The following is a 24,752-nucleotide window of genomic DNA, read 5'->3' on the forward strand; positions in this document are numbered from 1 at the left end:
ATGATCAAATATCTGGCGAGCGCGTCGCTGCTGCTCGCGGGCGCGTATCTCACGGCCGGCCCTGCGCTTTCCGCCGATCCCGGTATCACCGATACCGAAATCCTGATCGGCGACGTCGAGCCCCTCACCGGCCCACCGGCGCTGCTCGGCGTGGCCGCTTCGATCGGCCACAAAATCGCGATCGCGGAAGCCAACGTCGCCGGCGGCATCAACGGCCGCAAGATCAAGTATGTGCTGGAAGACGACGGCTACGTCACCGCCCGCACTATCCAGGGCGTCAAGAAGGTGATCGATGTCGACAAGGTGTTTGCGATGCTCGGTATCTCCGGCTCGGGTCAATCCATCGCCGTGATGCCGGTGCTGGAAAAGGCGGGCATCCCCACCGTCATCGACGTGGCGCCGGTCAAATTCCTCTGGGAACCGCCGCGCAAGAACGTGTTCGTGGTCGGGCAATCCTACGAGGAAGGCATCATCCACCTCGTCAATTATCTCGCCGACAGGAACCCCGGCAAGAAATGGGGCCTGATCACCCAGGACGACGATTACGGCATCACCGTGCGCGACGGCTTCGATACCGTGGTCAGGGCCAAGAAGCTCAACGTGGTCTACAGCGGCAACTACAAGAAGGGCCAGCAGGATTTCTCGTCCGACATGCTGCAACTGAAGGATTCCGGCGCCGAGGTGTTTTTGGCCGGTGGCATCATCGGCGAGAACATCGCGATGATGAAGGAACTGGAGAAGCTCAACATCAAGCCTGTCACGGGCATCTTCTGGCCCGGACGGGTCGAGCCGGTGCTGAAGCTGATGGGTCCGGCCGGCGACGGCATCTACGCCGTCGACTATGTCGAACCGTTCGCGGGCACTGCCGGCAAGGCGTTTCTGGAAAAGGCCAAGGGCCTGCTTCCGGAAGCCGAGATGAAAGGCATCAACCGCTACAGCATGACCGGCTATGCCGCCGCAAAAGTACTGATCGAGGCGATCGGGCGTTGCGGCAAGGACCCGACCTGGGCCTGCACCATCGCTGAACTGGAAAAGACCAAAAACGTCGAAACCGGCGTCATGGCGCCGATTACCTTTGGCCCCGGCGTCCGGTTCTCGAACCAGAGGCTGCAGATCATGCAGGCTGAAACGGCAACGCTGAGCTTCAAGCCGGTGAACTGAGCAACGAGACGCTGGCCGGCACGCCTCGCGCCGGTCAACCCTCACATCCGCTTGGCGACCTCTTCCAGCATGACCTCGGTGGCGCCGCCGCCGATGGTCAGCACCCGCGCATCGCGCACCATCCGCTCGATCGGCGTGCCGCGCATGAAACCGGTGCCGCCATGCAGCTGCAGGCAGCCATGCACGACCTCGTGCAGCACTTCCGGCGACAGCGCTTTCACCATCGACACTTCGCGCGGACAGGGCTTGCCGGCCTCGACGAGCTCCGCAGCATGATAGGCGAGCGCCCGGGCGGCCGCGGCCTTGGTGGCGAGCGAGGCGAGCTTGAGCCGTACCGCCTGCTGGTTCCACAGCGGGCCGCCGAAGGCCTGCCGGCTCTTCACATAGTTCGTGGTGAGCTCGATCGCCTTGGCGGACTCGCCGGCGCAGATGCCGCCAATGCAGATGCGCTCGTTCTCGAAGGTTTCCATGATGCCGTAGAAGCCGCGGTTCTCCTCGCCCAGCAGGTTTCCGGCGGGGATCCGCACTTCCTGAAACCCGATCTCGGCGGTGTCGGAGCAAAGCCAGCCGTGCTTGTCGAGTTTTGTCACGGATATGCCGGGCGTCGTCCTCTCGACGATGAACAGCGAGATACCGCGGCTGCCCTTGGCGGCAGGATCGGTGCGCGCCGCGACGATCAGGATATCGCCGTAGACCGCATTGGTGATGAACATCTTCGAGCCGTTGATCACCCAGCAATCGCCGTCGCGGCGTGCCCGCGTCTTCAGCCCGGCGACGTCGGAACCCGCATCGGGCTCGGTCACTGCGATCGAGCAGATCGTCTCGCCGCGGATAATCGCAGGAAGATATTTCCGCTTCTGCTCAGGCGTGCCGCGCAGCGTGATGTGGACCGCCGACATGTCGGTATGAACCAGCACCGACGAGGTGAAACCGCCGAAGGTCGAACGTCCGAGTTCCTCGGCCCACACCATCGACGCCAGCGCGCCCATATCGGTGCCGCCGTATTCGGCCGAATGCCGCATGCCGAGGAAACCGAGCGCGCCCATGCGCCGGTAGATCTCGCGCGGGATCTTGCCGTCGCGCTCCCACTGCTCGCCATGCGGCACCACTTCCTTCTCGACGAACCGCCGCACCTGCTCGCGCAGCATCCGCAACTCCTCGGATAACTGCGGCTGCTCCGAGAATTGGAATTCACTGTCGGACTGGGCGCGGACATCGGTTGGCTTGACGTTCATGGCGATGCCCTTTCGGCTTTGAGATGGAGGTGCCGGTCGAGAAACAAGGCGATGTCGGCGACGGCCCGATGCGCCTCGGCAAGTTCCCCACCGAACATCTGGAAGACATGGATCATGCCATTCCAGACCTGCAGATCAACCGTGACACCGGCGGCGCGCGCTTTGCCCGCCAACATCACGGAATCGTCCAGGACGGTTTCGCGGTCGCCGACCTGGATCAAGAGCGGCGGCAAGCCCGCGAAATCGGCGTAGAGCGGCGAGACTAGAGGATCCCGAGGATCGCCCTCTCCGCCCAGATAATTCTTCGCCAGCGCCAGGATCATCGCACGCTGATGGATCGGATCGGCCTCGGCTCGGCTTAGATAACTCGCGCCGGTCGCCGCCAGATCGGTCCAGGGCGACATCAGCGCAGCCGCCGCCGGTAGCGGGCGCTTGTTATCGCACAACGCCAGCATCGCGGCGAGCGCGAGATTGCCGCCGGCGGAATCTCCGGCAAAGGCGATATTGGCGGGCTTCAATCCCTGCTGCAGCATCCAGTCGTAGGCCGCGAGCGCATCATCAAGCGCAGCCGGGAATCGATGCTCCGGCGCCAGACGATAATTGATGGCGAGCACACGACAGCCGCTGGCCAAAGCGATCTGCGCGATCAGGTCGCGGTGCGAGGTGACCGAGCCGATCCGAAAGCCGCCGCCATGGAAGTAAAGAATGGCCCTGTCCTTCGGCGCGTCGGCCGGCAATATCCATTCACCGTCAACACCGCCCGCAGTAACTTGCTCGCACTTCACTGGAGCCATCGTACCGCCGAAAGCAGCATCCCAGTCGCTGCGCATCTGCGCCACGGTCGTGTCGCGGTTCCAGTTCCGGTACACCGCGCGGATACGCGCGATCGCCCGATCGATCGGAGCCGGCGTGATGTCTTGAGCCGCGCGTGCCATCTCAGCCGCCCACTCCCATGCCGCCCGATACGCCGATGGTTTCGCCGGTGATATAGGCCGCTTGATCGGACGCCAGGAAGCGCGCGGCGGCAGCGACTTCCTCGGGCTCGCCGAGACGCCGCAACAGCGTGGCATCGGTCATGGCGTGCAGGATCTTGTCGCCGCCCTTTGCGACGGCCGCTTCCAGCATTGGCGTCCGGATCGGGCCCGGCGCAATTGAATTGGCGGTGATGCCGAAGCGCGCATTTTCACGCGCGATGCTTTTGGTGAAGGCGATCACACCGCCCTTGGCGGCGGAATAGACAGCGCCGCCCCTGGAGCCGAGCCGGGCCGCTTCCGACGTGATGTTGATGATGCGTCCAAAGCCGGCCGCCTGCATCGCCGGCAGCGCGGCATGGGTGCATGCAAGAGCTGAAACCAGATTGACCGCAAGCAGCTTCACCCAGTCTTCCGGCGTGGTGTCGGTAAAAAACGCGTGTTGATCGAGGCCGGCATTGTTGACGATGATATCGAACGGCCCCTGCTGTGCCATGGCCTGCTGCACCATGCCGGTGTCGCTGACATCGAGCTTGACCGCGGCCGCGCCGACCTGCCCTGCCAGTTCCGATGCCGTTGTAATGTCGAGATCACCGATCACGACCTTTGCGCCGGCGCCCGCAAAGCTTCGCACGATTGCCGCGCCGATACCGTGCGCGCCACCCGAGACGAAGGCGCGACGGCCGTCGAGCCGCCCGAAGGGCAACAAGGTGCTGCCAGAAGGCACTTGCTAGCGCCCCGTAAACTTCGGCTTGCGCCGTTCGATGACGGCGGCAAGGCCCTCGCGCGCGTCGGCCATGCCCGAAAGTTCAGAGACGGTCCGCGCCTCCTCGGACAGGCATTGTTCGATACTGCTGCCGGACCCGGCCCAGACCAGTCGCTTGGTCGCAGCCAGCGCCTTCGGCGCGCCGGCCGCCAGCTCCCGCGCAAGCGCCAGTGACGCCTCACTTAGTTCTTCGTCAGCCACGACCTTGGTGACGATGCCCATCTCCAGCGCCTCGGGCGCTGATATGACCGGATTGGTCAACAGAATCGACATTGCGCGGCGCAAGCCGACCAGCCGCGACAGCGTGACGGAGACGCCGGCATCCGGCGCCATCGCCACCCGCGTCGCACCGGCCAGGAATTTGGCGGATGCGCCAGCGATCACGATATCGGAGGCGCAAACCAGACCGAAGCCACCGCCGCCCGCGGCAAAGCCATGTACCGAAGCGATCACGGGTGCTTCCAACCGTAACAACCCCGTTACCGCGTTCTGCAGGTAAGCGGTGGCCTGGCGGATATAGGCCGGCAATTTTTCGCCCTTGGCCGCAAAAGCACGGACATCACCGCCGGCACAGAAATTCGCACCCTCGCCGCTCAGGATCAACACGCGCAGATCCGGCTGGCCGTGGCAGACCATGATGGCGTCGCACAGCGCGCTCAAGAGTTCTGCGCTCATGCCGTTGGCCGCATCTGGCCGGTTGAGCCGCAACCGCGCGATGCCGTCGGCGATATCGAGCAAAACAGGTCCCGTGTCGATCATTGCCAGACTTCCCAAAGGCTAGATGAGGAACGAAAGCGTAAACAGCGCCTTCTCGTTGTTGACCAAGATCACCTTCTTGTAGGCCATCCGCAGTTCGCCATCGACATAGCGCAGCCGGTATTCGTTGCGGGCGGCCCAGATCGTGTCGTCGCGCAGGCTCGATTCGAAGATCATGCTGTTGCTGGCAACTGCGATGTCGCCGTCCGCTTGGTCCTCGAGCAGCTCGATATTGGAGACCAGGCGCCGCAGCCGCGACTGCGGCGTCTGGGTATGGTGCTTACCTGTGAGCAATTGCTTGACCCGCAGCGAGATGCGCGAGCGGTTGTCGTAAATGATCGACATTTCCTTCTCGGGATCGATATCGGCGCCGTTGGCCGGCACCCAATAGACCCCGTCATCCGTCCATAATGCTTCCCAGGCCTCGTATTGATGCTCGTCCTGGAATCGCGCCTCCTTGTAGATGAAGGCGGTCACCGCGCTCATCAGCGTGGCACTGCTCTCGCGCGACAGCATTACACCGGCTCCATCAGCTTGCGATAATGGCGCCAGATGCCGCGTGAAGGCACCTCGTCGGTGACATGGCCGACCTTGAAGCCGAGTTCATCCTGATGTTCGCGTTTTTCGCCACGGCCCAGGAATATCCATTCGGGACTGCGCGCCAGGACGCCGCGATGGCAACGCTCGTACATCTCGGAATCATCGGCCAGCAGCAATCCGGCCGGCCCCACCGATCCCATGGTCTGCTGGCGCAAACGCCGGTTCATGTCGGGCACGCCCTTGAACTGCAATGCCGTGACATGCTGCACGCTGTCGGCGACCGCAAGCGGCTGAATCACGAACATCTGTATTTCCGCGATGAACAGGTTCGGAAAGATCATCACATGCGGCGTGCCGTCGATCATGATCTCGCGCGCCTGCTGATCGCCATAGGCGGCCTTCATGCGCGCGGTGTAGTCCGGCAGCCGCTCTTCCGTGGTGCCGAACCAGCTCATCGGCACATCGCGCTTGCGAAACTCGGGGCGCAGATCGATTTCGGTATGGCCGTTGCCGTAGTCGCGCGTCAACGCGGTGGAAGCGCCGCCGTAGAGTTTTCCGATCGCGCTGTCGGCGACGCCGAAGATCGAGGAATGCACGAATGCCGGATGGTAGCCGTCGCATTCGTTTTCCAGGATGAATTTCCAGTTGGCCTTGACGCGATGCTTCAGGAATCCCGCGGTGACCTCGACCTCGCCTTCCGGCGAGGTGCGGACCAGGCGATCGATGGTCTCGGCCGCGCCGCCGAGATGCTCTTCCAGCGTCGGGCCTTCAGCAGCGAACGAGCCAAATACAAAGCCGCGATAGGACTGCACGCGCGTGACGCGGCCGAGCGCCAGCTTTGTTCGGTCCTGGCCTTCATAGCCGTCCGGGAAGGCATAGCCGACCAGACGGCCGTCATTGGCAAAGGTCCAGGAATGGAACGGGCAGGTAAAGGATCGCGCATTGCCTTTGTCGTAGGAGCAGACCTGATTGCCACGGTGCGAACAGCGGTTGAGCAGCAGGTTGACCTTGCCCTGCTCGTCGCGCGTCATGATGACCGATTGCGGGCCGATCGACTTGACGATGTAATCGTTGGCTTTGGGAACCTCGCTCTCGTGCCCGACATAGACCCAGGTGCGGTACCAGATGTTCTGCAGTTCGGCCTCGAAGATCGCGGGATCGCTATAGAGCGAGCCATGCACCCGGTCCGGCCGGATCAGTTCCCCCCATTGCGACGCGCGCGGCATGACGTTCATCGCTGCACCTCCCATAGCTGCCCTACGGCTCTCTTGCGGAGACCTGCGGCATCCGTTAAAAATAATCCGACCGACCGTTCTAATAATAGCATCGGAGCTTTCGGGCTTCAAGGGTCTTTTCCAAAGGGAACGTCCCCGTTTCGCCGAGCAACTGGTTAGTGCGATCGCGCCCGTTTCTCACACCGGCGCCTGTAGAAGAGGACCAAAGGGATGGAAAGCCGTAATTCTGCCGACCTCGCACGCGCGTTCTATGCCGCGCTCGCGGACGGCAACCGCATCCAGCTCGACGCCCTGCTCCATCCGGAATTCACCGGCCGCACGGCCGAGGGAATGCCGTTCGGCATCGGCGGTGATCATGACAGTCCGGCGACAATGCGGCGCAACGCCTGGGGAACCATCGCCCGGCACTTCGAGGCGCGGGTCGAACCGGAGCGTTTTCTTGATCTCGCCGACGGCCGCCTGCTGGTGACCGGCCGTTACCGCGGCCACGGCAAGCAGAGCGGCGCGCCGCTCGATGCCGCGTTCGCGCACCTGATCACGATCGAGCAGGAGCGCATCAAGGTGCTGGAGCAATATACCGACACCGCGCGCTGGCATGATGCGGCCGGTCCTTTGCGGACCATACTGCTCGATTTCGCCGACGGTGTCGCGACATTACGGTTGAACCGCCCGGACAAGGGCAACGCGATCGATACCACCATGGCCAGCGATCTCGCCGAGGCCGCGACGCAGATCGCGGAAAGGCCTGATGTTCGCGCCGTGCTGATCGCGGGCAACGGACCCAATTTCACGGTCGGCGGCGACCTCGGCCTGTTTGCAGGCACAGCGCGCGAGCAATTGCCGGACCGGCTTCGCCGCATGATCGACAGCTATCATCTGGCGATCGAGCGGCTGACGAGTATCGATGCGCCGGTCGTGGCGGCCGTACGCGGTGGCGCCGGTGGCGGCGGGCTTGGACTGCTCTATGCCGCCGATATCGTCGTCGCGGCGGATGATTCGAGATTCGCCCTTGGCTATGGCGCGTTGGGTCTCACCGCAGATGGCGGCAATACCTGGTTCTTGCCACGCATGGTCGGGATGCGGCGGGCGCAGCAACTCTTTCTGCTCAACCGCCGCTTGACCGCGCAGGAGGCATTGGAGTTCGGATTGATATCGCGTCTCGCATCGTCTGATGACGTGGAAGCCGAAGCAGCGACTATCGCAGCAACGCTCGCTGCAGGCCCGACACGGGCTTACGGCGCCGTCCGCCGCATGCTGCGTCAATCGTTCGAGACAGGCCTGTCCGATCAACTCGACGCCGAAAGGGATTCGATCGTCGCCGCCAGCAGCACAGATGACGCTCAAGAGGGAATTGCCGCCTTTGTCACCAAACGCCGCCCAAGATTCCGCGGCGGATAATGACCAGAACAGACGACAGCAAGATTGGGCCACCGCTAGCGCTGCAGTGCGCTCAGTTGAGCTTGCTCACGTTGGACGTGGCCAGATTTTCTTGGATCTCTCGGTGCACACATCGTGCACACGCTGCCCTCTAACACATTGAAAAAATTGAACTCTCGTTCCAATCCATCATGGGGAAGTTTGAGCTAGGTCCAGCCAATGAAGGCCAACGAAATCTAAGTCGCACATCCCAACGGCAGCTTTGCACCACAACCTGCCGTTCGTTCATCATGGCATCGCGATCCATAGGCGCGTCTGACTATGACAATTTCCTATCACCAGGAGCCAGGTTGCGGGCGCCATTACTGCAGGCTTGAACTGGAATCGTGAACGCCGCCCAAACACGATCCTGCCAAGGGGACTGGTCCGGGCAACGGCATGGCAGCGCCCAGCAAAACATGCAGCCGAGATAACCGCAGCCTGGACGGGACGCGCTGTGGTGATTTCCGCGATGCCGAATTCGTCGCGACGCGTGAGCTGTCAACGCGTTCTTCGCCATCAACTGCTCGGCCGCCTGCCGCGCCAGAGGCTTGGCGACACCTCGCTTGACGTAAATTTCGGCTAGTTCGTCGAGGTTAAACGCGGGGTTCTCGTTCGACTCCCTGCGCTCCCGTGCAAGACCAGCCTGTTCGGTGTCCGACTGCGAACTGACGGTAACATAGTCGCCAGCCGCCATTGACACCGCCCAACCACCAATCCCGCAATCAGCCGGCTTGGTGTGCAAGTGTGTCCTTCCATGCAATCGGCAATTGTAAAACAAAGGGCATCGAGATGTGCCTGCGGGAGCCGGATATCCAACTCCCGCAAGCTGACTTTCGTGCTTACCACCTGCCGGAATGCGCGCCGCCATCGACGTGCAGGGATTCCCCTGTAACGTTCTGGGCTTCGGTCAGATAGACGATGGCATCGACGATGTCCTTGACGCTGGAAATCGTGCCCAGCGGCGCTAGAGTTTTCAGGAATTCCGCCGGATCGTCCTTATGCAATGGCGTATCGACCATGCCGGGCGCAACCGTGTTGAAACGGATACCTTGCTTCGCGTATTCGACCGCCAGGTTACGGGTCATGGCATCGAGGCCGCCCTTGGTAATCATCGGCACCGAAACATTCAGGCCCGCGATAGGATTCTCAACCAGCGACGACGTGACGCCGACAACACTGCCACCCGACTTCTGGGCCAGCATCTGCTTCACTGCAAACTGCGTGACGTAGAGATAGCCTTCCAGATTGGTTGACGACAACTTTTTCAGATCTTCACCCGTGTAATCGGTGAATGCCTTGGGAAAGAAGATGCCGGCATTGTTGACCAGCGCATCGATAGAACCGAACTTGCTGATCGCGGTTTGGGCCACCTTCGCGGCCACAGATGCATCGCCGATGTCGCCATCAACCAACGCGAGCTTGGGGGACGCCGGCAATTCCTTCGACTTGGTAACACTACGCGACGTTGCGACGACGTTATAGCCCTTGTCCAGAAAGGCCTTTACAGCGCCTGCACCGATACCCTGTGAAGCACCCGTTACGATAACTGTCTTACTCATGATCTTCTCCGTTGTTTAAGTTAGTTGCTGATAGATTCGTTGGCTTCTGCTCGAAACACCGGATCGATCGAAATCGGATTCAGGTGATCGAGGTAATTACTCATCGTCTTAAGGGCGACGCCGATTAGAACCTCCATCATTGTGGCTTCGTTGTACCTCGCCTTAAAAAATCGCTCCTTGACACTTTCGGCGACGAAGCCGCGCTCTTTGACCAGTTCTCGAGTCAATGCAACCAGCGCATCCAGCCTTTCATCGGGCAGCGATTTCCTGCAGCGAATTGCCTTGATGACCGCGACGTCGAGTTTCATTGCCTTCAGCACCGTGGCATGAGCCGCCGTGCCGTAGAGGCACCTATTTTCAACCGAAGCGGTAAGGAGGATGATCTGCCTGTCCGTTGCAGAGAGCGACGAGCTTTCCCAAGCCGTATCAAGCGCAAGATAGCCATTCAGAACCGATGGCGAATTAGCGAAGGTCGCCATCAGATTCGAGATAAACCCGAACTTCTTCCGAAAGGCTTTCATACCTTGCTTCGAGCCAGCGGGCGCTGACTCGACAGTTTGGGGTTCAAGGCATTTCATCGTGGTTTACTTTTTCCGGGAGGGACCGGACCGTTTATCGAACGGCAACTTCACTGAGCTGCGTCGACGATGTTCAGGCGCACGTTGAGGCTGCCGCGCGTTGCATCCGAGTAGGGGCAAACGTGATGAGCCTTTTGCACCAGGGTTTCGGCATCGGCCTTCGTCAACCCAGGCGCGTAAATTGCGAGGGCGACGTCAAGGCCAAAACCGCCATCGGCGCGCGGACCGATCCCCACTGTTGCTGTGACGCTGGCGTCGGCGGTCACTTTCGGGCCACCTTGAGCGGCAACGTACTGCATCGAGCTCAGGAAACAGGCCGCATAACCGGCAGCAAACAACTGCTCCGGATTAGTACCGGCGGCACCATTGCCGCCCAGTTCCTTGGGTCTGGTGAGGTCGACAGTCAGGTTTCCGTCTGCAGTGGCAGCGTGGCCAACACGGCCGCCGGTCGCCTTGGCGTTGGTTTGGTACAGGACTTTGGTCGGCATAACTGACTCCTCTTCATCTTCGGCGATGTTCTCCATCGGCGATGTTCTTCATCGATGGGTGTAACAATGGGGGAAGAGGGTCCGATTGATTAGCCGGAAATATCTGGAATCACTTTTCCATTTATGGAATAATCTACAAATGGCCGATTTGAATGATATCGCTGTTTTCGTGAGGGTTGCGCAGTTCGAAAGCTTCAGTCGCGCAGCACACGCCCTTGGCATGCCCGTTTCTACGGTCAGCCGGAAAGTCGCAGCGCTTGAGGCGGAACTGGGCGTAACGCTGCTGCAAAGGACGACGCGCAAGCTTGCGCTCACTTCACAAGGTCGGAATTATTTCAATCAATGCAGCGAACCGCTTAACCTGCTGTTCGACGCGGAACGGGTTTTGACACAGACCCAAAAGAAACCGGAGGGGTCACTCAAAATCTCCGTGCCCGTGGTTTTAGGGCAAGGCCCGTTTCTCGAATTTATTTCTGATTTTCTGAAAAACTATCCGCGCATCAATATCGATCTTTTCATCACCAACGTGTTTTTGGATTTGATCGCTGAAAATGTGGATGTTGGCATTCGCTTTGGCGAATTGAAAGACTCAACGTTGATTGCAAAAAAGCTTGGCAGCCAAGTCCGTTATGTTGTCGCTTCTCCCGAATATTTGAGAGATCGGAAACCTCCAACCAAACCCGAAGACCTCAAACTGCATCAGTGTGTCTTGCTCAATGGCAAAAATAGCGAAGCGGAGTGGGAATTACTGAATGGACGCAAACGCGCCAGAATTCGTGTTTCAGGCCCCATTTCGAGCCGAGATTTCCAATCAGTCAGTACGTTTGTTTACAGAGGGCACGGCGTAGGTTTTCTGCCTTCGACCTATTGCAACGACAAGATCAGAAAAGGTGAGCTCTTGAGGTTGCTGCCTGGCTGGACTTCCAAGGAACTCGACGTCCATACCGTCTACCCCACAAGAGACTTCCTTCCTTCAAGGCTCCATGTATTTCTCGAAGCACTGAGGGCTTGGAAAAGCCCACCGTGGGGTTAAGACCAAAAAGAGGCTGTGGAGAGCGCGGCGTCGCCCTGCTCATCTACGTGCCTCGGACGCATCGCCGCTGCAGATGGCCGTTCTCACCGGCTGATCTCCCAACCCGCTCATCGCGTCCGGCCGAAGCCGCAAGATTGTGCCGATCTACGAAAGAGTGTCTTCCTGCTGGCGGCTGTTCGTCCGACGGTTAAGTCGTCCCATATACCGAACAAGTTCAGGGGGTGCCTGGCGTGCCCAAACGTAACCAAGCGAGTAGCGAGCGGCCTTTCCATGACAAAAACAGTCAAGATCGACTTCATATCTGATGTGTCATGCCCTTGGTGCGTGATTGGGTTGGGAAACCTGGATGCTGCGCTGAACCGCTTCGAAGGTCGATTAGCAGCCGACATTCGTTTTCAGCCCTTCGAACTCAATCCGGGCATCCCGCCGGAGGGTGAGAGCCGCTTCGACAACGTGGCACGCAAATACGGCGTCGGGCGAGAGCAGGCGATCGTGAACCGTGAGCGCCAGCGTGCCCTGGCCGCGCAAGTGGGCTTCGACATGGTGACAACCGACGAAAGCCGGTTCTACAACACATTTGACGCGCATCGCCTGCTGCACTGGGCTCGGATCGAGGGGCGACAAGAAGAGCTGAAGCGCGCGCTGCTCGCAGCCTACCACACCAACATGCAGAATCCAGGTGACCACGGCGTGCTCATGGCCGCTGCTGAATCTGTTGGCCTTGATGGCGCCGCTGCGCGCGACGTGCTCACCTCAGGGTGCTACGCCGACGAGGTGCGCGACGCCGAAGAGAAATGGCAGCGAGCGGGGATAAGCAGCGTTCCTGCCGTCGTGGTCAACGATCGCTATCTGATCACAGGGGCCCAGCCGCCGGAGGCGTTCGAGCAGGCCATCCGCAAGGCCGTGTCCGAAGTTGTCTGACCGGTGCCGCCCTGACCATCGACCGGATAGGTCATCAAGGGCGCCCCTGTGTCCGAACTTTAGAGCCCAAGTTCTGAGAGCCCCGGGTGGCCTGTGGGGCGTGGTCGTGAACGATCCCAATGGAATCTACGCTCAGATTCCGTGATCGGGAGATCGTTGATACAAGCGAAGCGTTTCTCCATCAATCCATTGACGGCGAACTCCCAGTTTTCATTTCCGTATGAACGAAACCAGTTTTCGCTATCGTCATGCCATTCGTAGGCAAACCGCACAGCGATCCGATTCTCCGTGAATGCCCAAAGCTCCTTAATCAGGCGGTATTGGAGTTCTTTCGTCCATTTGCGCGTAAGGAATGCAACTATCTCTGTACGACCGCGGATAAACTCCGATCGGTTTCGCCAGTAACTGTCCGGAGTGTAGACGAGTGCGACCCGTTCAGGGTCGCAGGAATTCCAACCGTCTTCGGCGCCTCGCACCTTCTGCACGGCAGTCTCACGGGTAAAGGGTGGCAACGGGGGGCGTATCTCAGTCACGTTAACTTCCTCGTTTATATTTCGACTGGGTGGGGGTCTAGAACCGCATCCACTTCAGTGGGATACACGCTGAAGCCCAATCTAATGATCATTTCTTTTGCTCGCCCCACGATATACAGGGAGCGCTGTCGATCCGAGCGACGTTTAATGGCGATCAGATCCGCCCGATGACGGCATTGTCTTTGTCGATGAGAGGTACCAAATTCAGACACTTCACCGCTGGACCTCAATGACCCGGTCCACGACCCCCACAACCAACGTTAGCGTGGTTTCACAAATCGCAAGGCGTATTGGTCAGTCTGACCCCGCACCTTTTCGTCTTTGACGGGCAAGGTATGGTCATCGTCCGGCCGCCGCAGAAAGTTGCCTTCGGCAATTAGCTCGAATCCAGCCGCGGTTACCTCGCGGATCACCTGCGCTTTCTCGATGCGATGCAGCCGCGCAATCGTAGGGAGGTCGGTTCCAACCGGCGCTTCGTGATCGAGTACGAAATAGGTGCCGCCCGGCTTTAGGCTTGCGAAAACCTCACGATTAAAGGCTGCTGTGTCGACTTGGCCGTATTGCGCGATCTTGAGATCATGATAGTTCTGGGTCAGCCAGACTAGGTCGAGAGGCTTAGGGAAACTGACGGTCCCGAATGGTAGCGCCTCCTCGCTAACGTTGGTCAGTCGCCCCTCGGCAATCACCGCCTTGAGCCGCCCTGTCCAGTCTACATTCTCGAGCGCGTAGACGTGGCCGCTAACGCCCACCACACCACTCAACATGCGCGTAAAATAGCCGCCGCCCGGAAAGAACTCGCCGACGCTCATGCCTGGCTTCACACCGGCAAACGCGAGCGTTTCCGCTGGCTTGCGATTTAAATCAGTTTTCACATCGCCGGTGGGGCGAGTTGAATCAGCGACAGCCGCCGATACATTGGCGGAAACAGGACCGTCAGCGGCGAGGACAGTCACGACGGCGGCCCATCCGATGGCTCCAATAGCGCCGATCAACACCAGCCGTGAAAGTACCACTCCTATTTTTAGCCGTGACATAACTACACCCATCTTTCCGCTATCCGATCCTGTTCGCCCGAGAACACTCGTCTTGCCGGGCAGCAACGGCGCGATCTTCGCCCACTGCGTTTCGCTCAACTCGTATCGCTTGATCCCAATAGCCACAGCTCCGTGCCGAAACACGGGGCCCTATGAATCAGCGATCAAGCCGCTTGAGAATCCTGAATGTCGATTCGCCCTAGCCGTCAATCCATTCATAGGCACGGAAGAAGTTAGCTTCCTGTTATCTGAACCGCCACTAGCGATATGATCTGCGGCAAGCGGTGGCCAACCACTTTTCGCTGTAGTCGACGAATCTTTCAGAGAGCCGGTATCGGCCAAAATGATTGCTGGAATCACCGCGATAGCTGATGCCAGGTCACACCCCACCTATCAGGCCATCTCCAATGCCTTTGACACCGGATCTGTCGTGTGTGATCGCCTGCAGAATCTCGACGATGGCTCCTTCGGCCCACTGATAAAGTTCTGCTGTCGTTTTATTCTGGAGCGGATGAGGTACGTAGACCGCAGCGGCGTCCAAACCGATCGATCCTTTCTGGGAGTCGAAAGCCTCCTGAAACTCGCTGGTCAGTACGCTAACGCCGGCAAGACCTTTCTTATCGAGGTCGTTGAGGTCGTGCGTAGAGCATGACGTGCACGATCCGCAATCCGAAAGTGCGATAATCACGGCATCGCAATTTTCAGCGATGTCCTTGATCATCTCGCGCGGAGCCACTCGCGTGTTGGTGGGCTTCTTGTACCGGCGCGTCTTGATTCCGCGCTCGGTGCAGAGTTGCTCGAGGCGATCGATGAATTCGTCGCCGCGCATTTTTCCAATATCCATGAGGGCGATTGTCTTGCCGCTGATCTTGTCAAGCGGCGCCACTCTTTCGCGCAAGGTAGACGCAGTTTCGCCCGTAGGATCGCGAAAGCTAATTCCATACTTCATATCTGGATCTCCCTGGTTACCGGCTTTGATTCATTGCGAAACCGGCCGCCAGTCCAACCGGCACAAATCGCAGAGAACAAGCCCGCCTGGCCGCCCGCCTGGACGATCAGGAGGCCTTCGGGCCAGAACTTGTTGACCATTTCGTTGCGCCGGCTCTTGTCGACACCTTCCGCGACGTCGTGCGCGCCCTGGATCACATCCTCGCCGCGACGCACCAGCGCCTTGTGCAGTTCTTCCGTGATATGCGCGCGGTCCCATCCGGCTTCGCGGAAGATGGCATAGTGCTCGGGGACCAGAACCAGCATGGCGTTGGTAAATTCGCAGAGCTTGTGATGTCCGACCGCGAGCAAGGACATGGCCAGCGATTTCGTGAGTTCTTCGGGAGTCCGCGAACGCTGGTCGATGAACCCCTGGATGCCGTCGCCCTGAAAAAGCGTTACGGCATTTTTGCCGCTTGCAATTCCGCGTGCGACTGAAAGAGGCCTCCAGGTCGGGTCCGATTCATCCTCTGCGAAGCAGAAGGTGAATTTTCCGGGGCCCCCTAACACCGCGCGGTCAAGTTCCCCGGGGCGACCGCCGCCCACGTTGCGGATGATCAATTGAAGTGCTCGGCCGATGGTCGCGTTGGCGCGATTACCCTGACCGAGACAGTTGATGCCGGAGTTCATGCCAATCTCTCGGGCAATGGGTCCGTTCACAACGACGATGGGACTTGAGAAGCACGTCGTGCACAACAAGCCGTGCATGGTGAAGAGCGGATCCAGTGCTGCCTCGAGCGCCGCGAGAACAACCGGCAAATACTCGGGGCGGCAGCCGGCCATCACGGCGTTGATCGCCACCTTCTCCACGGTGATCGGCGACAGGTTGGGTGGAACGTCGCCGATGATTTCATCGGGCTTACGAGTTGTCCCCTCAAGCATGCGCAGGATGCGAACGTCGGTCGGGGGAACGACCGGCAGCCCATCGGTCCAACCTCGATCGAAGCAAGCTTCGATCTCGTCGTCCCACTCTCCGAGCCTGATCTGTCGCGATTTGAAATCAAGTTTGCCATACCTTGCGCGCAGCGCGTCGTAGACGCCGGGTTCGCGCGACTTCGATCCGCATCCTGGTCGCATTGTCGGCAGGCCCTCTCCGAGCCCCTTGAGACCGGTCAGCTTCTCCCAATCATCGCGATTCCATCCGTAGGTACGGGCAATCTCCTTGCCATCCTTGATACGAACGAGCGTCGGCACGGCTTCGACATCGAACGCAAATGACGATTCGAGTGATGTGTCGTCAACCGCCCCCACATTCGACGGGAAAGCTGGATCGTCCTGGGTATAGATGACGGTAGGAAGCTTGCCAGCAATCTGCCCGAACACTGGCTCTACCATTTGACAGGTTTCGCATTCGCGTTTGGCGAAGATCAAAACGCCATCCTGGTGCTGCTCGGTGATATCCACGGTTATTGCCTCCATATTTTGAGAGATCCTTGACCTCCGGGCGATTTCGCGAAGCGGGATCACTGGTCAGTTGCCAAATCCGCTCGGGTAGCTAGTCCGGCTGAGGTGACATCATCGGGGTCGCCGGGACCGGATCCTCGCCGGCGGAAACCACGACCGGCTTCAGGTTGAACTTCACACCGGCTCCAAATCTCTCCGCGTAGGCGGCGTCGGCCTGCACCGGATCAAATTCTGCGCTCAATTTGGAGACGACGACGGTAGCAAGGCCATTTCCGATGATGTTGGTTACCGAACGCGCCTCCGACATGAAGCGGTCTACGCCGATCAGCAGCGCCAGGCCTTCTACGGGCAGCACGTGCGTGGCAGAGAGAGTCGCCGCAAGGACAACGAAGCCGGATCCCGCAACCGAACCGGATCCCTTCGAGGTGATGAGGAGCAGCAGCAAAAGTCCGAGTTGCTGCGCCAATGTCATTTCGATCCCATAAGCCTGCGCGATGAACAGAGCTGCCATCGACAGGTAGATCGCGGTACCATCTGCATTGAAGGAATAGCCGATCGGGAGGACGAGGCCGACGCTCGATCGCGAGCATCCCAGGTGTGCAAGCTTGTCCATCAGCCGCGGCAGCACGCTTTCGGACGAGCAGGTACCAAGAACAATCAGTACCTCGTCCCCCATGTATCGGAGGAATCGGATGAGGCTGAAGCCGTTTAACCGGGCAACTGCTCCCAAGACAACGAACACGAAGATGATGCAGGTCGCATAGACCGCGAGAAGCATATGGCCCAATACAAGGATCGAGCCCACGCCGTAGCGGCCGACAGTGAACGCCATCGCTCCAAACGCCCCGACAGGCGCAAGCCGCATAATCATCCCGACAATCTTGAATAGAATATCGTTCGCCGATTGGGCCAGCAGAACGAACGGCCTGGCACGGTCGCCGACCAGGACGGCCGCGCCCCCGAACAAGACTGCGAAGAACACAATTTGGAGGAGATCGCCCCTGGCGAAGGCGGCGACCGCATTGTCGGGGACGATGCCGGACAAGAAGTCGGACAAATAGGAGCCAACTGGCGCCGCCTTGTACTTCGACACGTCGACTGCCTGGCTATCGACGGTAGCCCTGTCAAAGCCGGCCCCTGGCTTCAACACGTTCATCACGATCAACCCGACAATTAGTGCGATCGTTGAAACGACTTCGAAGTAGATCAGTGCCTGTCCGCCCACGCGTCCCAGCCGACGCAAGTCGCGAACTTCGGCAACGCCGATGACGATCGTCAGGAAAGCGATCGGCGGAATAACCATTTTGATCAGCTTGATGAAGATATCGCTCAGCATCTGCATCGAGACGCCGACGGCGGGCCAGAGCGTGCCCACGGCCACACCCAGAAGAAGTGCCACGACGACTTGCGCGGTCAGATTTTTTGAGAATTTTCGGAGTGGTCTCGTCATTCGGGGGTTCTCCCTGAGCGTCGATAAAAACTGGAATGCCAGATATATACAAATATGGGCTTTATGTCAAACTGGAATTCCAGTTTGCGTCCTTGAATTACTTCGCCGGCTCCATGACCTTCGCCGTCGGCTTGGTCGCGAAGGATGATCCGCGCTCGGCCAGGAATTTTTCTGCTTCGAGGGCGGCCATGCAGCCCATGCCGGCCGCCACGACGGCCTGCTTGTAGCGGTCGTCGCTCACGTCACCGGCCGACCAGACATTGTTTAGCGACGTCGCCGTCGACCACGGTGCGATCTTGATGTAGCCGCCATCGGTCATGTCGAGCTGTCCCCGGAAGAGTGCAGTTGCCGGGTCGTGACCGATCGCCACGAACGCGCCATCGGCCGTGATCGAGTGTTCGGATCCCGTTGTTCTGTCATGCAGCCGGACGCCAGTCAGGCGTGGCGAGGGCTGATTTTCGCCCAAGAAAGCCACGACCTCGGCGTTCCAAATCACTTCGATTTTGGGATGTGCGAAGAGGCGATCCTGCAAGATTGGTTCCGCGCGCAGGCAGCCACGCCGATGAATGAGCGTGACTTTGGAGGCGTGATTGGTCAGGTAAAGCGCTTCTTCTACAGCAGTGTTGCCGCCGCCAATGACGACGACTTCCTTGCCGCGATAGAAGAACCCGTCGCACACTGCGCAGGCCGAGATACCGTAGCCGGAATATTCAGCTTCGCCGGGACTGCCGAGCCATTTTGCCTGAGCCCCGGTGGCTATGATCAGCGTATCGCCGAGGTACACGTCACCCGAGTCGCCGTGGGCGACGATGGGATGCTGCGAGAGAGTCACCCTGGTGATCGTGTCATAGACGATGCTTGTGCCCACGTGCTCGGCCTGCTGCCGCATTTGCTCCATGAGCTCCGGCCCTTGGACGGCCACGCCAAATCCGGGAAAGTTCTCGACGTCGGTCGTTGTCGTGAGCTGGCCGCCCGGTTGAATCCCCGTGACAAGAACCGGCTTCAGATTTGCCCGGGCCGCGTAGATGGCGGCGGTATAGCCGGCGGGCCCGGCACCGATGATGAGGACCTTTGTCGTAACGTCGGCCATAGGCGACACCTCCCAAACTGGAATACCAGTTTAGGACAAACCTCGGATGTCGGTCAACTGGAATTCCAGTTTGGAAAATTACGACGCTTAAGCGGCGCCTCGAGCGCGACGGCTGGCGGCCGTCCCCTGCGCTTCGCTGCCGACAATCGGCACAGCGAGCTGTTGTACGATCTTCAAATGAGCGACGAGTTCTGCATTTGCCTCATCGATACGACCGGTAACCGTCAAATCCACGATTCGGCGATGCTGCTCCACCGCCCGGCGCATGCGTTCAAGATCCGGGGGCAGTCGATGGCGAATGGCGTCCAGCTTGTGTGAAATAGCCTGATAGGCCTGCGTCAGCAGAGGATTTTCGGCCGCATGGACCAGTGCCTGGTGAAACTCCGAGTCCATCCGTTCTGCCTGCTCAATGTCCTTTGCTTCCACCGCCAGCGCACCCGTTGCGATTTGCTTGGAAACCGCGATTGCAAGCCGTTCGGGATGATCGGCCAAAAGGCGAAGGGCGCCCAGCTCCAGAACCGTACGCATCTCGCAAAGCGCCCGCACCGACGCCTCGTCCAGCACCATGACAAAGGTGCCGCTTTGAGGACGGATCACGACCAGTCCTTCACGCGCGAGACTGGCAAGAGCTTCGCGGACCGGCGTCCTGCTGATGCCCAAGGTTGCCGCCAAAGCACGATCCGACAATTTCTCGCCGAATCCGAATTTGCCGCGAATGATACACTCGCGGATCGTTCTCTCCGCCTGAGCGCTGAGATCTACCATATGGTCCATTAAGCTGGCATACCAGATTCCCCTATCCTGAGCAACGAACTCACGTCCGATTGGGGGGTAGCCTATGCACCGTGACCGTGATGCCGAGACGACTATTCCCGCGGCCGAACGCGACCGGCCGCGGCGCGAGCCCGGGACAAGCAGGCGCATCGTCAGGTTCAGAGCCGCACGGGCTTTCGGCTCTGGATACCGTAAGGGGCAGCCCAACCAAGTCCCTCCAGGGTGGATGCGCGCGGTCGATATTCGCAGCCGACCCAACCTTCAAATTTGAGCTCGTCGATCAGAGCGAACAAATATGGATAGTTGATCTCGCCGCCATCCGGCTCGTTACGGCCAGGAACGCTTGCGATCTGAAGATGCTTCAATTCCCCGGAACCGCTGGTGCGACCTGCGGCGGCACGCAGGGTTTCGGCGATACGTCCTTCGGTCATCTGGATGTGATAGATGTCCAAATGCAAATGCAGGTTGGGATGATTGACGGCCTCGATCGCTTCAATCGCTTGAGCCGTTGAGGTCAGATAGAAGTCTCGCATGCCATACGTCGTGAAAGCTCGCCGTTGGCGACGATTCCCATATGGGGGTTGATCGGCTCGATAACGGCGGCAATGCCATGTGATCCCAACGTCTCTGCCGCATGTGCCAAATTCGAAAAGTAAGTCTTCTTCATGCGATCGCGATCAGCATTCTCCGGAACGGTTCCTGCAATCACGTGGACACACGGGCATCGTAGCGCTCCCGCATACTCGACTGCCTGAGAGACCGCGTCGCGAAATTCGGCTTCGCGCCCCGGCAACGCGGCTAATCCACGTTCTCCTGCGTCCCAATTTCCCTGTTCGGTGTCGATGAGCGCCATCTCAAGCCCGTTCGCTTCGAGGCGCTTCGCTACGTCAGTTGCCGACCAGCGATAAGGCACTTGGGCCTCCACGCCTCGAAAGCCGGCATCTGCAGCGGCCGCAAATCGATCGAGAAACGGATACTCGTTGAACAGGTAATGAAGGTTGGCGGCAAATTTCGGCATTTGGCTACCTTTCGTCGATTTCTACTATACTAGAATTTGGAAAACGCCGCAACTGGTATGGGAACATGTAGAATCCGTCCGGTCGGAGTGACCGATTGCCCTATGGCTCCGCATCGGTATGCCGCGAGGCTAGGAAATAGTCCTGCCAAGTCCCTCACCCGCGACGTCGCCGGGCAAGTGGACCTTGATTATTCTCCGCTCATTTCAGGGATCGAGGGCCTTTCCCGGAACAGTCGTCGGGCCGCCTCAGCGTGCGCCGTTATCGTCGATCACGATAAAAAACTCCGCGGTCTCGTTGCCGATGTTGTGGAATTCGTGCTGAACATTGCCGGGATAAAAAAGCGAACTTCCAGCCGGTACCTCGAAGCGCTCATTGCCAACCATCACGGCTATTCGACCGCGACTGACGTAGAGATATTCTTCAATGCCCGGCTGGTGCGGTGGGAACGCGACCGACGCGCGCAGTGGAAGAGTATTGACGACGAAATTCACCATGCGGTCAGGGAATAAGGGCGATAGCGAGCGCCGTTCCAGGCCTGATTCCGGGTCGCGAAAAACGGGCTGTTCAAAGGGCGACAAGAGCGTCGGCTCGCGGTGGCGGTACCCGCCAACGAGATGGGAAAGGCCTATGTTGAGCGCGCGAGACAGTTTGCCCAACACCATGGCCGTTGGCACGGAAGTGCCACGCTCGATCCTCGAAATCATCGCGCGGCTTACATCGCTCAGTTGCGCCAGGGCATCCAGCGTCAGATCCTTCTCAAGCCTCAGGCGACGGAGATTGACCCCTAGGCCCTCGCCCTGTTCGGTCTTGCGAATCTGCCGACTGAAATGCCGTAACATCGTGGCCATGCCGAACCGAACCGTCTCCCGGGAGTCGTGGCTTCCAACGCTGTCTTATAAGATAGAATCTCTGGCGACGCCACGGCCGTATGGCGCGCTCGAGTGTCAGATCGGGCCCGTCTCAGCAGAGCCTGCATCTGCCCTGGTGGAATGGCCGCAAAAGGCGTGTGAACGCGACGAGGCGGCTCGGCGCCTGGCGCAGATCGGCATTCAGCCGTGATATGCAAACAGCTCGATCGGGTCGTTGAAGCCGCGCACCGGATGTTCGCCGACGCGTTCGAGTTCGAAGTCGTCCTTGACGAAGTCGGCGAACGCGCGCGACAGCAATACTGTTCGGCCTAATTGCTTGGTGAGGGTTTCAAGACGCGAGGCCATGTTGACCGCCGGACCGATGACGGTGAAGTCGAGCCGGGCGCGCGACCCGATATTGCCGTACATGACGTCGCCAACGTGAATGCCGATGCCGTAATTGAGCGGCGCGCGACCGGTTTCACTGTCCTTTTCGTTCAGCGCCACCATGGCCTGACGTGCTTCGGATACTGCATGCAGCAGATTTACGCAGGCCGACGGCTGCCTGAGCGGAAAAATGGCGAGCAGACCGTCGCCGATGAATTTCAATATTTCCCCGCCATGTCGCACGATCGGCTCCGACATCGCGTCGAAATAGCGGTTCAGGAGATCGATGACGTTGTCGCGCGGCCAGTTGTCGGAGATTTTTGTAAAGTCACGCAGATCGCAGATCATGATGGCGGCGCTCACCGTCGTCCCGGTTCCGCGCCGGGTGGCGCCGGCCAGAATGAGCTCGCTGGCATGCGACCCGACATAGGTCTCGAGTAGCGTTCGTGCCAGCCGATTCTTGACACGGATTTCGCTGACCAGCGCCAGCACCGGCAACATGTTCAGCAGGCAGGCGATGTGCGCGTCATCGAAACCACCGGGACGATTGGTCGCAAAGGTCACGATATGGCGCTTGCCGAGCGTATGGTACAGCGGCCATGCCACATAGTCAGTCAGGCCCTTTGCCCGCATCTCGTTATAGACGGCGTGCTGGCGGCCGAGCGAGGGATCGCGTTCGAGATTCTCGCGCACCTCGGTGGCGCCGTCGTGGATTTCGTCGGCGGGGCTGCCGATGTATTCGGCTCGCTCCCTGACATCGTAGTCGACTCTCGTAAGTTCAGCCTCGCGCATCCCGTCGGTCCACAAGATACGGCCGCCGAGCCATTGCGGATGGTGGATCAGGACGTGAAGCGTCGCCCGCGTGACCGGAATGCCGCCCCTCTGGAGCCGGATACACATTTCACCGAAAATGTTGTCAAGGAATCGCTCATCGCGCGTGTCGTTCACCAGCCAGCGCACAACGTCGCTGTCAGAATGCGCGGTAACGAGATCGACGGTTGGAGGCGCGTTCATATCTTGCTCCCGAGCAGTGACCTGGATCGATGATGCAGGATATGTCATGTCCCCGCTCGGCGGTGTCAACGGAGACCGCCGCGATCGCGTGCATTGGGTTGACCTTGGATCGCCGCGCATCCGACGCCGGAGGGCGTAGCGTTAGCGCAACGTCCTCCCTTTCAACCAATGACTCGCCTCTGGTGATTCGAAGCGCTTTCGACTTGCAACAGCGGTTCACACGAGATTCGTCTCTACCGCGATGTTACCGTGCGTTGCCCGGGAATACGGGCACACCTTGTGCGTCGCCTCGATCAGGCTCAGCGCCACATCCGTCGCGATACCGGGCAGGCTAACGTTCAGGCGGACCGCGACGTCGTAGCCGGCGCCGTTCGGTCCGAGGACGACTTCCGCATCGACCGCGAAGTCAGCCGGCAGCATGACCTTGATCCTGCGGGCCACGAGCTCCATCGCCGACTGGTAGCAGGCCGACCAGCCTGCGGCGAACAGTTGCTCGGGATTGGTGCCCTCGCCAGAGGTGCCCGGCCTCGACAACTTGACGTCCAGTTTGCCGTCATCGCTACGCGACGAGCCAACGCGCCCACCGGTGGTGTGGACCTTGGCGGTGTAGATTACTTTCTCCGGTCGGTTCACGATGCACTCCCGTTGACGCGATTTGCTGGCCGGAAGCCAGGACGGTGGTGGCTCACGGTCGGGGCGGCTCCTACACGTACTCAGTCGATCTCGTGACCGATTCCCACGTGTCGATCTCCTTCCCTAGCGAATTCAACTTGTCTCGGACCAATTTCAGCGCGTCGCTGCCGAGCAGCAGATGCACCGGCGGATCATTTGCTTCCACCGCTTTCAGGATTGCACGAGCGGCCTTGGCGGGATCACCTGGCTGCTGGCCACTCTTTTCCGATCGAGCCCGTCGGATGGGGTCAAACAGCACATCGTAGTCGGCAATACTCCGCGGCGAACGGATCATCGATCGCCCCGCCCAGTCGGTCCGGAAGGCGCCGGGAGCTACTGCCGTTACCTTGATGCCGAAGTCGCGCACTTCATGCGCCAACACTTCGGATATGCCTTCAAGAGCGAATTTGCTGCCCGCGTAATAGGGAATGCCCGGTAATCCCACATATCCCGCCATCGAAGTAATGTTGATGATATTCCCACGACGCCTCTCGCGCATGAATGGCAGCACCGCCTTGATCATCGCGACTGCTCCGAAAACGTTGACGTCGAATTGACGCCGCATCTCTTCGAGTGGACTCTCCTCAAGGGTCCCTTCATGGCCGTATCCTGCACTGTTGACGAGCACGTCTATCGGGCCAACATCTCTTTCGGCCCGTGCAACCACGGGGCCGATGGCCTCGAAATCCGTGACATCCAGTACGATTGCTCGTGCGCGGGTGGGGTTCATCGCGCCGAACTCCTGTCGCGCCGCTTCGCTTCGCACCGTTCCGATCACGGAATATCCAGACGAGAGTGCTTCCGTCGCCAGAGCCCGTCCGAAGCCGGAACCAGCCCCCGTGATCAGAACATTCCTCTTCCCACTCATCGCGATATAT

At 59.7% G+C, this 24,752-nt stretch carries 26 protein-coding genes and 1 pseudogene; 4 read left to right on the forward strand and 23 right to left on the reverse strand.

Annotated elements, in window-relative coordinates:
* Complete coding sequence (locus BLS26_RS07395) at positions 1-1,161, forward strand: ABC transporter substrate-binding protein (protein WP_092509751.1); 1,161 nt, start codon at positions 1-3, stop codon at positions 1,159-1,161.
* 41 nt (positions 1,162-1,202) lie between these two features.
* Here BLS26_RS07395 and BLS26_RS07400 read toward each other — a convergent pair whose 3' ends face one another.
* Genes BLS26_RS07400 through BLS26_RS07425 form a run of 6 tightly spaced genes read right to left on the reverse strand, consistent with a single transcriptional unit; the run spans position 1,203 to position 6,664 of the window.
* A complete protein-coding gene (locus tag BLS26_RS07400) occupies positions 1,203-2,396 on the reverse strand; it encodes an acyl-CoA dehydrogenase family protein (protein WP_092509753.1) in 1,194 nt (397 codons plus the stop codon).
* The gene (locus BLS26_RS07405) at positions 2,393-3,331 is read right to left on the reverse strand and encodes an alpha/beta hydrolase (RefSeq protein WP_092509755.1); all 939 of its coding nucleotides are present in this window, start codon (positions 3,329-3,331) and stop codon (positions 2,393-2,395) included. Before BLS26_RS07405 ends, BLS26_RS07400 begins: the two co-directional genes overlap by 4 nt.
* Before the next feature lies 1 nt (position 3,332).
* Positions 3,333-4,094 carry an SDR family NAD(P)-dependent oxidoreductase gene (locus BLS26_RS07410; protein WP_244541867.1) on the reverse strand — a complete coding sequence of 254 codons (762 nt, stop codon included), beginning with the start codon at positions 4,092-4,094 and terminating at the stop codon, positions 3,333-3,335.
* A 3-nt stretch (positions 4,095-4,097) separates the two neighbouring features.
* The gene (locus BLS26_RS07415) at positions 4,098-4,892 is read right to left on the reverse strand and encodes an enoyl-CoA hydratase/isomerase family protein (RefSeq protein WP_092509759.1); all 795 of its coding nucleotides are present in this window, start codon (positions 4,890-4,892) and stop codon (positions 4,098-4,100) included.
* 18 nt (positions 4,893-4,910) lie between these two features.
* Complete coding sequence (locus BLS26_RS07420; protein ID WP_092509761.1) at positions 4,911-5,405, reverse strand: aromatic-ring-hydroxylating dioxygenase subunit beta; 495 nt, start codon at positions 5,403-5,405, stop codon at positions 4,911-4,913.
* Positions 5,405-6,664: a Rieske 2Fe-2S domain-containing protein gene (locus tag BLS26_RS07425; protein WP_092509763.1), complete on the reverse strand. Its 1,260-nt coding sequence runs from the start codon at positions 6,662-6,664 to the stop codon at positions 5,405-5,407. Before BLS26_RS07425 ends, BLS26_RS07420 begins: the two co-directional genes overlap by 1 nt.
* Before the next feature lie 210 nt (positions 6,665-6,874).
* Here BLS26_RS07425 and BLS26_RS07430 point away from each other — a divergent pair, with 210 nt between their 5' ends.
* Positions 6,875-8,062, forward strand: a complete 1,188-nt coding sequence (locus BLS26_RS07430) for an enoyl-CoA hydratase-related protein (protein WP_092509765.1) — start codon at positions 6,875-6,877, stop codon at positions 8,060-8,062.
* Between the two features lie 410 nt (positions 8,063-8,472).
* On the opposite strand, the pseudogene BLS26_RS36650 reads toward BLS26_RS07430, so the two are convergent.
* The 4 genes and pseudogenes from BLS26_RS36650 to BLS26_RS07450 all read right to left on the reverse strand — a co-directional run.
* A pseudogene (locus BLS26_RS36650) lies at positions 8,473-8,786 on the reverse strand (VIT1/CCC1 transporter family protein); the annotation flags it as partial.
* A gap of 136 nt (positions 8,787-8,922) precedes the next feature.
* On the reverse strand, positions 8,923-9,642 hold the full coding sequence (locus BLS26_RS07440; RefSeq protein ID WP_092509767.1) for an SDR family NAD(P)-dependent oxidoreductase: 720 nt from the start codon (positions 9,640-9,642) through the stop codon (positions 8,923-8,925).
* A 20-nt stretch (positions 9,643-9,662) separates the two neighbouring features.
* The gene (locus BLS26_RS07445) at positions 9,663-10,163 is read right to left on the reverse strand and encodes a carboxymuconolactone decarboxylase family protein (RefSeq protein ID WP_092509769.1); all 501 of its coding nucleotides are present in this window, start codon (positions 10,161-10,163) and stop codon (positions 9,663-9,665) included.
* A gap of 107 nt (positions 10,164-10,270) precedes the next feature.
* Positions 10,271-10,708 (reverse strand): organic hydroperoxide resistance protein, encoded by a 438-nt coding sequence (locus tag BLS26_RS07450; protein ID WP_092517760.1) that lies wholly within the window; start codon positions 10,706-10,708, stop codon positions 10,271-10,273.
* Between the two features lie 139 nt (positions 10,709-10,847).
* On the opposite strand from BLS26_RS07450, the gene BLS26_RS07455 reads away from it, so the two are divergent.
* Together BLS26_RS07455 and BLS26_RS07460 are read left to right on the forward strand one after the other, a co-directional pair.
* Entirely contained in the window at positions 10,848-11,741 is an 894-nt protein-coding gene (locus BLS26_RS07455; protein ID WP_092509771.1) for a LysR family transcriptional regulator, read from the forward strand.
* 270 nt (positions 11,742-12,011) lie between these two features.
* Positions 12,012-12,662 carry a DsbA family oxidoreductase gene (locus BLS26_RS07460; RefSeq protein WP_092509773.1) on the forward strand — a complete coding sequence of 217 codons (651 nt, stop codon included), beginning with the start codon at positions 12,012-12,014 and terminating at the stop codon, positions 12,660-12,662.
* A 59-nt stretch (positions 12,663-12,721) separates the two neighbouring features.
* On the opposite strand, the gene BLS26_RS07465 is transcribed toward BLS26_RS07460, so the two are convergent.
* From BLS26_RS07465 to BLS26_RS07525, 13 genes are all read right to left on the reverse strand, one after another.
* Positions 12,722-13,195: a nuclear transport factor 2 family protein gene (locus BLS26_RS07465; protein WP_092509775.1), complete on the reverse strand. Its 474-nt coding sequence runs from the start codon at positions 13,193-13,195 to the stop codon at positions 12,722-12,724.
* Positions 13,196-13,455: 260 nt separating this feature from the next.
* On the reverse strand, positions 13,456-14,328 hold the full coding sequence (locus tag BLS26_RS07475; RefSeq protein ID WP_157676366.1) for a class I SAM-dependent methyltransferase: 873 nt from the start codon (positions 14,326-14,328) through the stop codon (positions 13,456-13,458).
* 280 nt (positions 14,329-14,608) lie between these two features.
* The gene (locus BLS26_RS07480) at positions 14,609-15,178 is read right to left on the reverse strand and encodes a hypothetical protein (protein WP_092509781.1); all 570 of its coding nucleotides are present in this window, start codon (positions 15,176-15,178) and stop codon (positions 14,609-14,611) included.
* A complete protein-coding gene (locus BLS26_RS07485; protein WP_244541868.1) occupies positions 15,175-16,620 on the reverse strand; it encodes a thioredoxin family protein in 1,446 nt (481 codons plus the stop codon). Before BLS26_RS07485 ends, BLS26_RS07480 begins: the two co-directional genes overlap by 4 nt.
* Positions 16,621-16,711: 91 nt before the next feature.
* Positions 16,712-18,070, reverse strand: coding sequence for a C4-dicarboxylate transporter DctA (gene dctA, locus BLS26_RS07490; protein WP_092509783.1), 1,359 nt, complete (start codon positions 18,068-18,070; stop codon positions 16,712-16,714).
* A gap of 97 nt (positions 18,071-18,167) precedes the next feature.
* Positions 18,168-19,160, reverse strand: a complete 993-nt coding sequence (trxB, locus tag BLS26_RS07495) for a thioredoxin-disulfide reductase (protein ID WP_092509785.1) — start codon at positions 19,158-19,160, stop codon at positions 18,168-18,170.
* An 87-nt stretch (positions 19,161-19,247) separates the two neighbouring features.
* Positions 19,248-19,925, reverse strand: a complete 678-nt coding sequence (locus BLS26_RS07500; RefSeq protein WP_172804564.1) for a GntR family transcriptional regulator — start codon at positions 19,923-19,925, stop codon at positions 19,248-19,250.
* 167 nt (positions 19,926-20,092) lie between these two features.
* Positions 20,093-20,467, reverse strand: coding sequence for a TIM barrel protein (locus BLS26_RS37160; protein WP_371360789.1), 375 nt, complete (start codon positions 20,465-20,467; stop codon positions 20,093-20,095).
* Entirely contained in the window at positions 20,449-20,952 is a 504-nt protein-coding gene (locus BLS26_RS37165; RefSeq protein ID WP_371360790.1) for a TIM barrel protein, read from the reverse strand. Before BLS26_RS37165 ends, BLS26_RS37160 begins: the two co-directional genes overlap by 19 nt.
* A gap of 246 nt (positions 20,953-21,198) precedes the next feature.
* Positions 21,199-21,801, reverse strand: a complete 603-nt coding sequence (locus BLS26_RS07510; RefSeq protein WP_244541869.1) for a helix-turn-helix domain-containing protein — start codon at positions 21,799-21,801, stop codon at positions 21,199-21,201.
* A gap of 201 nt (positions 21,802-22,002) precedes the next feature.
* Positions 22,003-23,202, reverse strand: coding sequence for an adenylate/guanylate cyclase domain-containing protein (locus tag BLS26_RS07515; RefSeq protein WP_172804565.1), 1,200 nt, complete (start codon positions 23,200-23,202; stop codon positions 22,003-22,005).
* A 216-nt stretch (positions 23,203-23,418) separates the two neighbouring features.
* Positions 23,419-23,835 carry an organic hydroperoxide resistance protein gene (locus BLS26_RS07520; protein ID WP_092509791.1) on the reverse strand — a complete coding sequence of 139 codons (417 nt, stop codon included), beginning with the start codon at positions 23,833-23,835 and terminating at the stop codon, positions 23,419-23,421.
* A 70-nt stretch (positions 23,836-23,905) separates the two neighbouring features.
* The gene (locus BLS26_RS07525) at positions 23,906-24,742 is read right to left on the reverse strand and encodes an oxidoreductase (protein WP_092509793.1); all 837 of its coding nucleotides are present in this window, start codon (positions 24,740-24,742) and stop codon (positions 23,906-23,908) included.
* Positions 24,743-24,752: the final 10 nt, after the last annotated feature.

Source organism: Afipia sp. GAS231 (genome assembly GCF_900103365.1).
Classification (GTDB): domain Bacteria; phylum Pseudomonadota; class Alphaproteobacteria; order Rhizobiales; family Xanthobacteraceae; genus Bradyrhizobium.

Coding starts and splice junctions, on each gene's coding strand:
- BLS26_RS07395 (WP_092509751.1), top strand. CDS start 1: ATGATCAAATATCTGGCGAGCGCGTCGCTGCTGCTCGCGGGCGCGTAT.
- BLS26_RS07400 (WP_092509753.1), bottom strand. CDS start 2,396: ATGAACGTCAAGCCAACCGATGTCCGCGCCCAGTCCGACAGTGAATTC.
- BLS26_RS07405 (WP_092509755.1), bottom strand. CDS start 3,331: ATGGCACGCGCGGCTCAAGACATCACGCCGGCTCCGATCGATCGGGCG.
- BLS26_RS07415 (WP_092509759.1), bottom strand. CDS start 4,892: ATGATCGACACGGGACCTGTTTTGCTCGATATCGCCGACGGCATCGCG.
- BLS26_RS07420 (WP_092509761.1), bottom strand. CDS start 5,405: ATGCTGTCGCGCGAGAGCAGTGCCACGCTGATGAGCGCGGTGACCGCC.
- BLS26_RS07425 (WP_092509763.1), bottom strand. CDS start 6,664: ATGAACGTCATGCCGCGCGCGTCGCAATGGGGGGAACTGATCCGGCCG.
- BLS26_RS07430 (WP_092509765.1), top strand. CDS start 6,875: ATGGAAAGCCGTAATTCTGCCGACCTCGCACGCGCGTTCTATGCCGCG.
- BLS26_RS07440 (WP_092509767.1), bottom strand. CDS start 9,642: ATGAGTAAGACAGTTATCGTAACGGGTGCTTCACAGGGTATCGGTGCA.
- BLS26_RS07445 (WP_092509769.1), bottom strand. CDS start 10,163: ATGAAAGCCTTTCGGAAGAAGTTCGGGTTTATCTCGAATCTGATGGCG.
- BLS26_RS07450 (WP_092517760.1), bottom strand. CDS start 10,708: ATGCCGACCAAAGTCCTGTACCAAACCAACGCCAAGGCGACCGGCGGC.
- BLS26_RS07455 (WP_092509771.1), top strand. CDS start 10,848: ATGGCCGATTTGAATGATATCGCTGTTTTCGTGAGGGTTGCGCAGTTC.
- BLS26_RS07460 (WP_092509773.1), top strand. CDS start 12,012: ATGACAAAAACAGTCAAGATCGACTTCATATCTGATGTGTCATGCCCT.
- BLS26_RS07480 (WP_092509781.1), bottom strand. CDS start 15,178: ATGAAGTATGGAATTAGCTTTCGCGATCCTACGGGCGAAACTGCGTCT.
- dctA (WP_092509783.1), bottom strand. CDS start 18,070: ATGACGAGACCACTCCGAAAATTCTCAAAAAATCTGACCGCGCAAGTC.
- trxB (WP_092509785.1), bottom strand. CDS start 19,160: ATGGCCGACGTTACGACAAAGGTCCTCATCATCGGTGCCGGGCCCGCC.
- BLS26_RS07500 (WP_172804564.1), bottom strand. CDS start 19,925: ATGGTAGATCTCAGCGCTCAGGCGGAGAGAACGATCCGCGAGTGTATC.
- BLS26_RS37160 (WP_371360789.1), bottom strand. CDS start 20,467: ATGCGAGACTTCTATCTGACCTCAACGGCTCAAGCGATTGAAGCGATC.
- BLS26_RS37165 (WP_371360790.1), bottom strand. CDS start 20,952: ATGCCGAAATTTGCCGCCAACCTTCATTACCTGTTCAACGAGTATCCG.
- BLS26_RS07510 (WP_244541869.1), bottom strand. CDS start 21,801: ATGGCCACGATGTTACGGCATTTCAGTCGGCAGATTCGCAAGACCGAA.
- BLS26_RS07515 (WP_172804565.1), bottom strand. CDS start 23,202: ATGAACGCGCCTCCAACCGTCGATCTCGTTACCGCGCATTCTGACAGC.
- BLS26_RS07525 (WP_092509793.1), bottom strand. CDS start 24,742: ATGAGTGGGAAGAGGAATGTTCTGATCACGGGGGCTGGTTCCGGCTTC.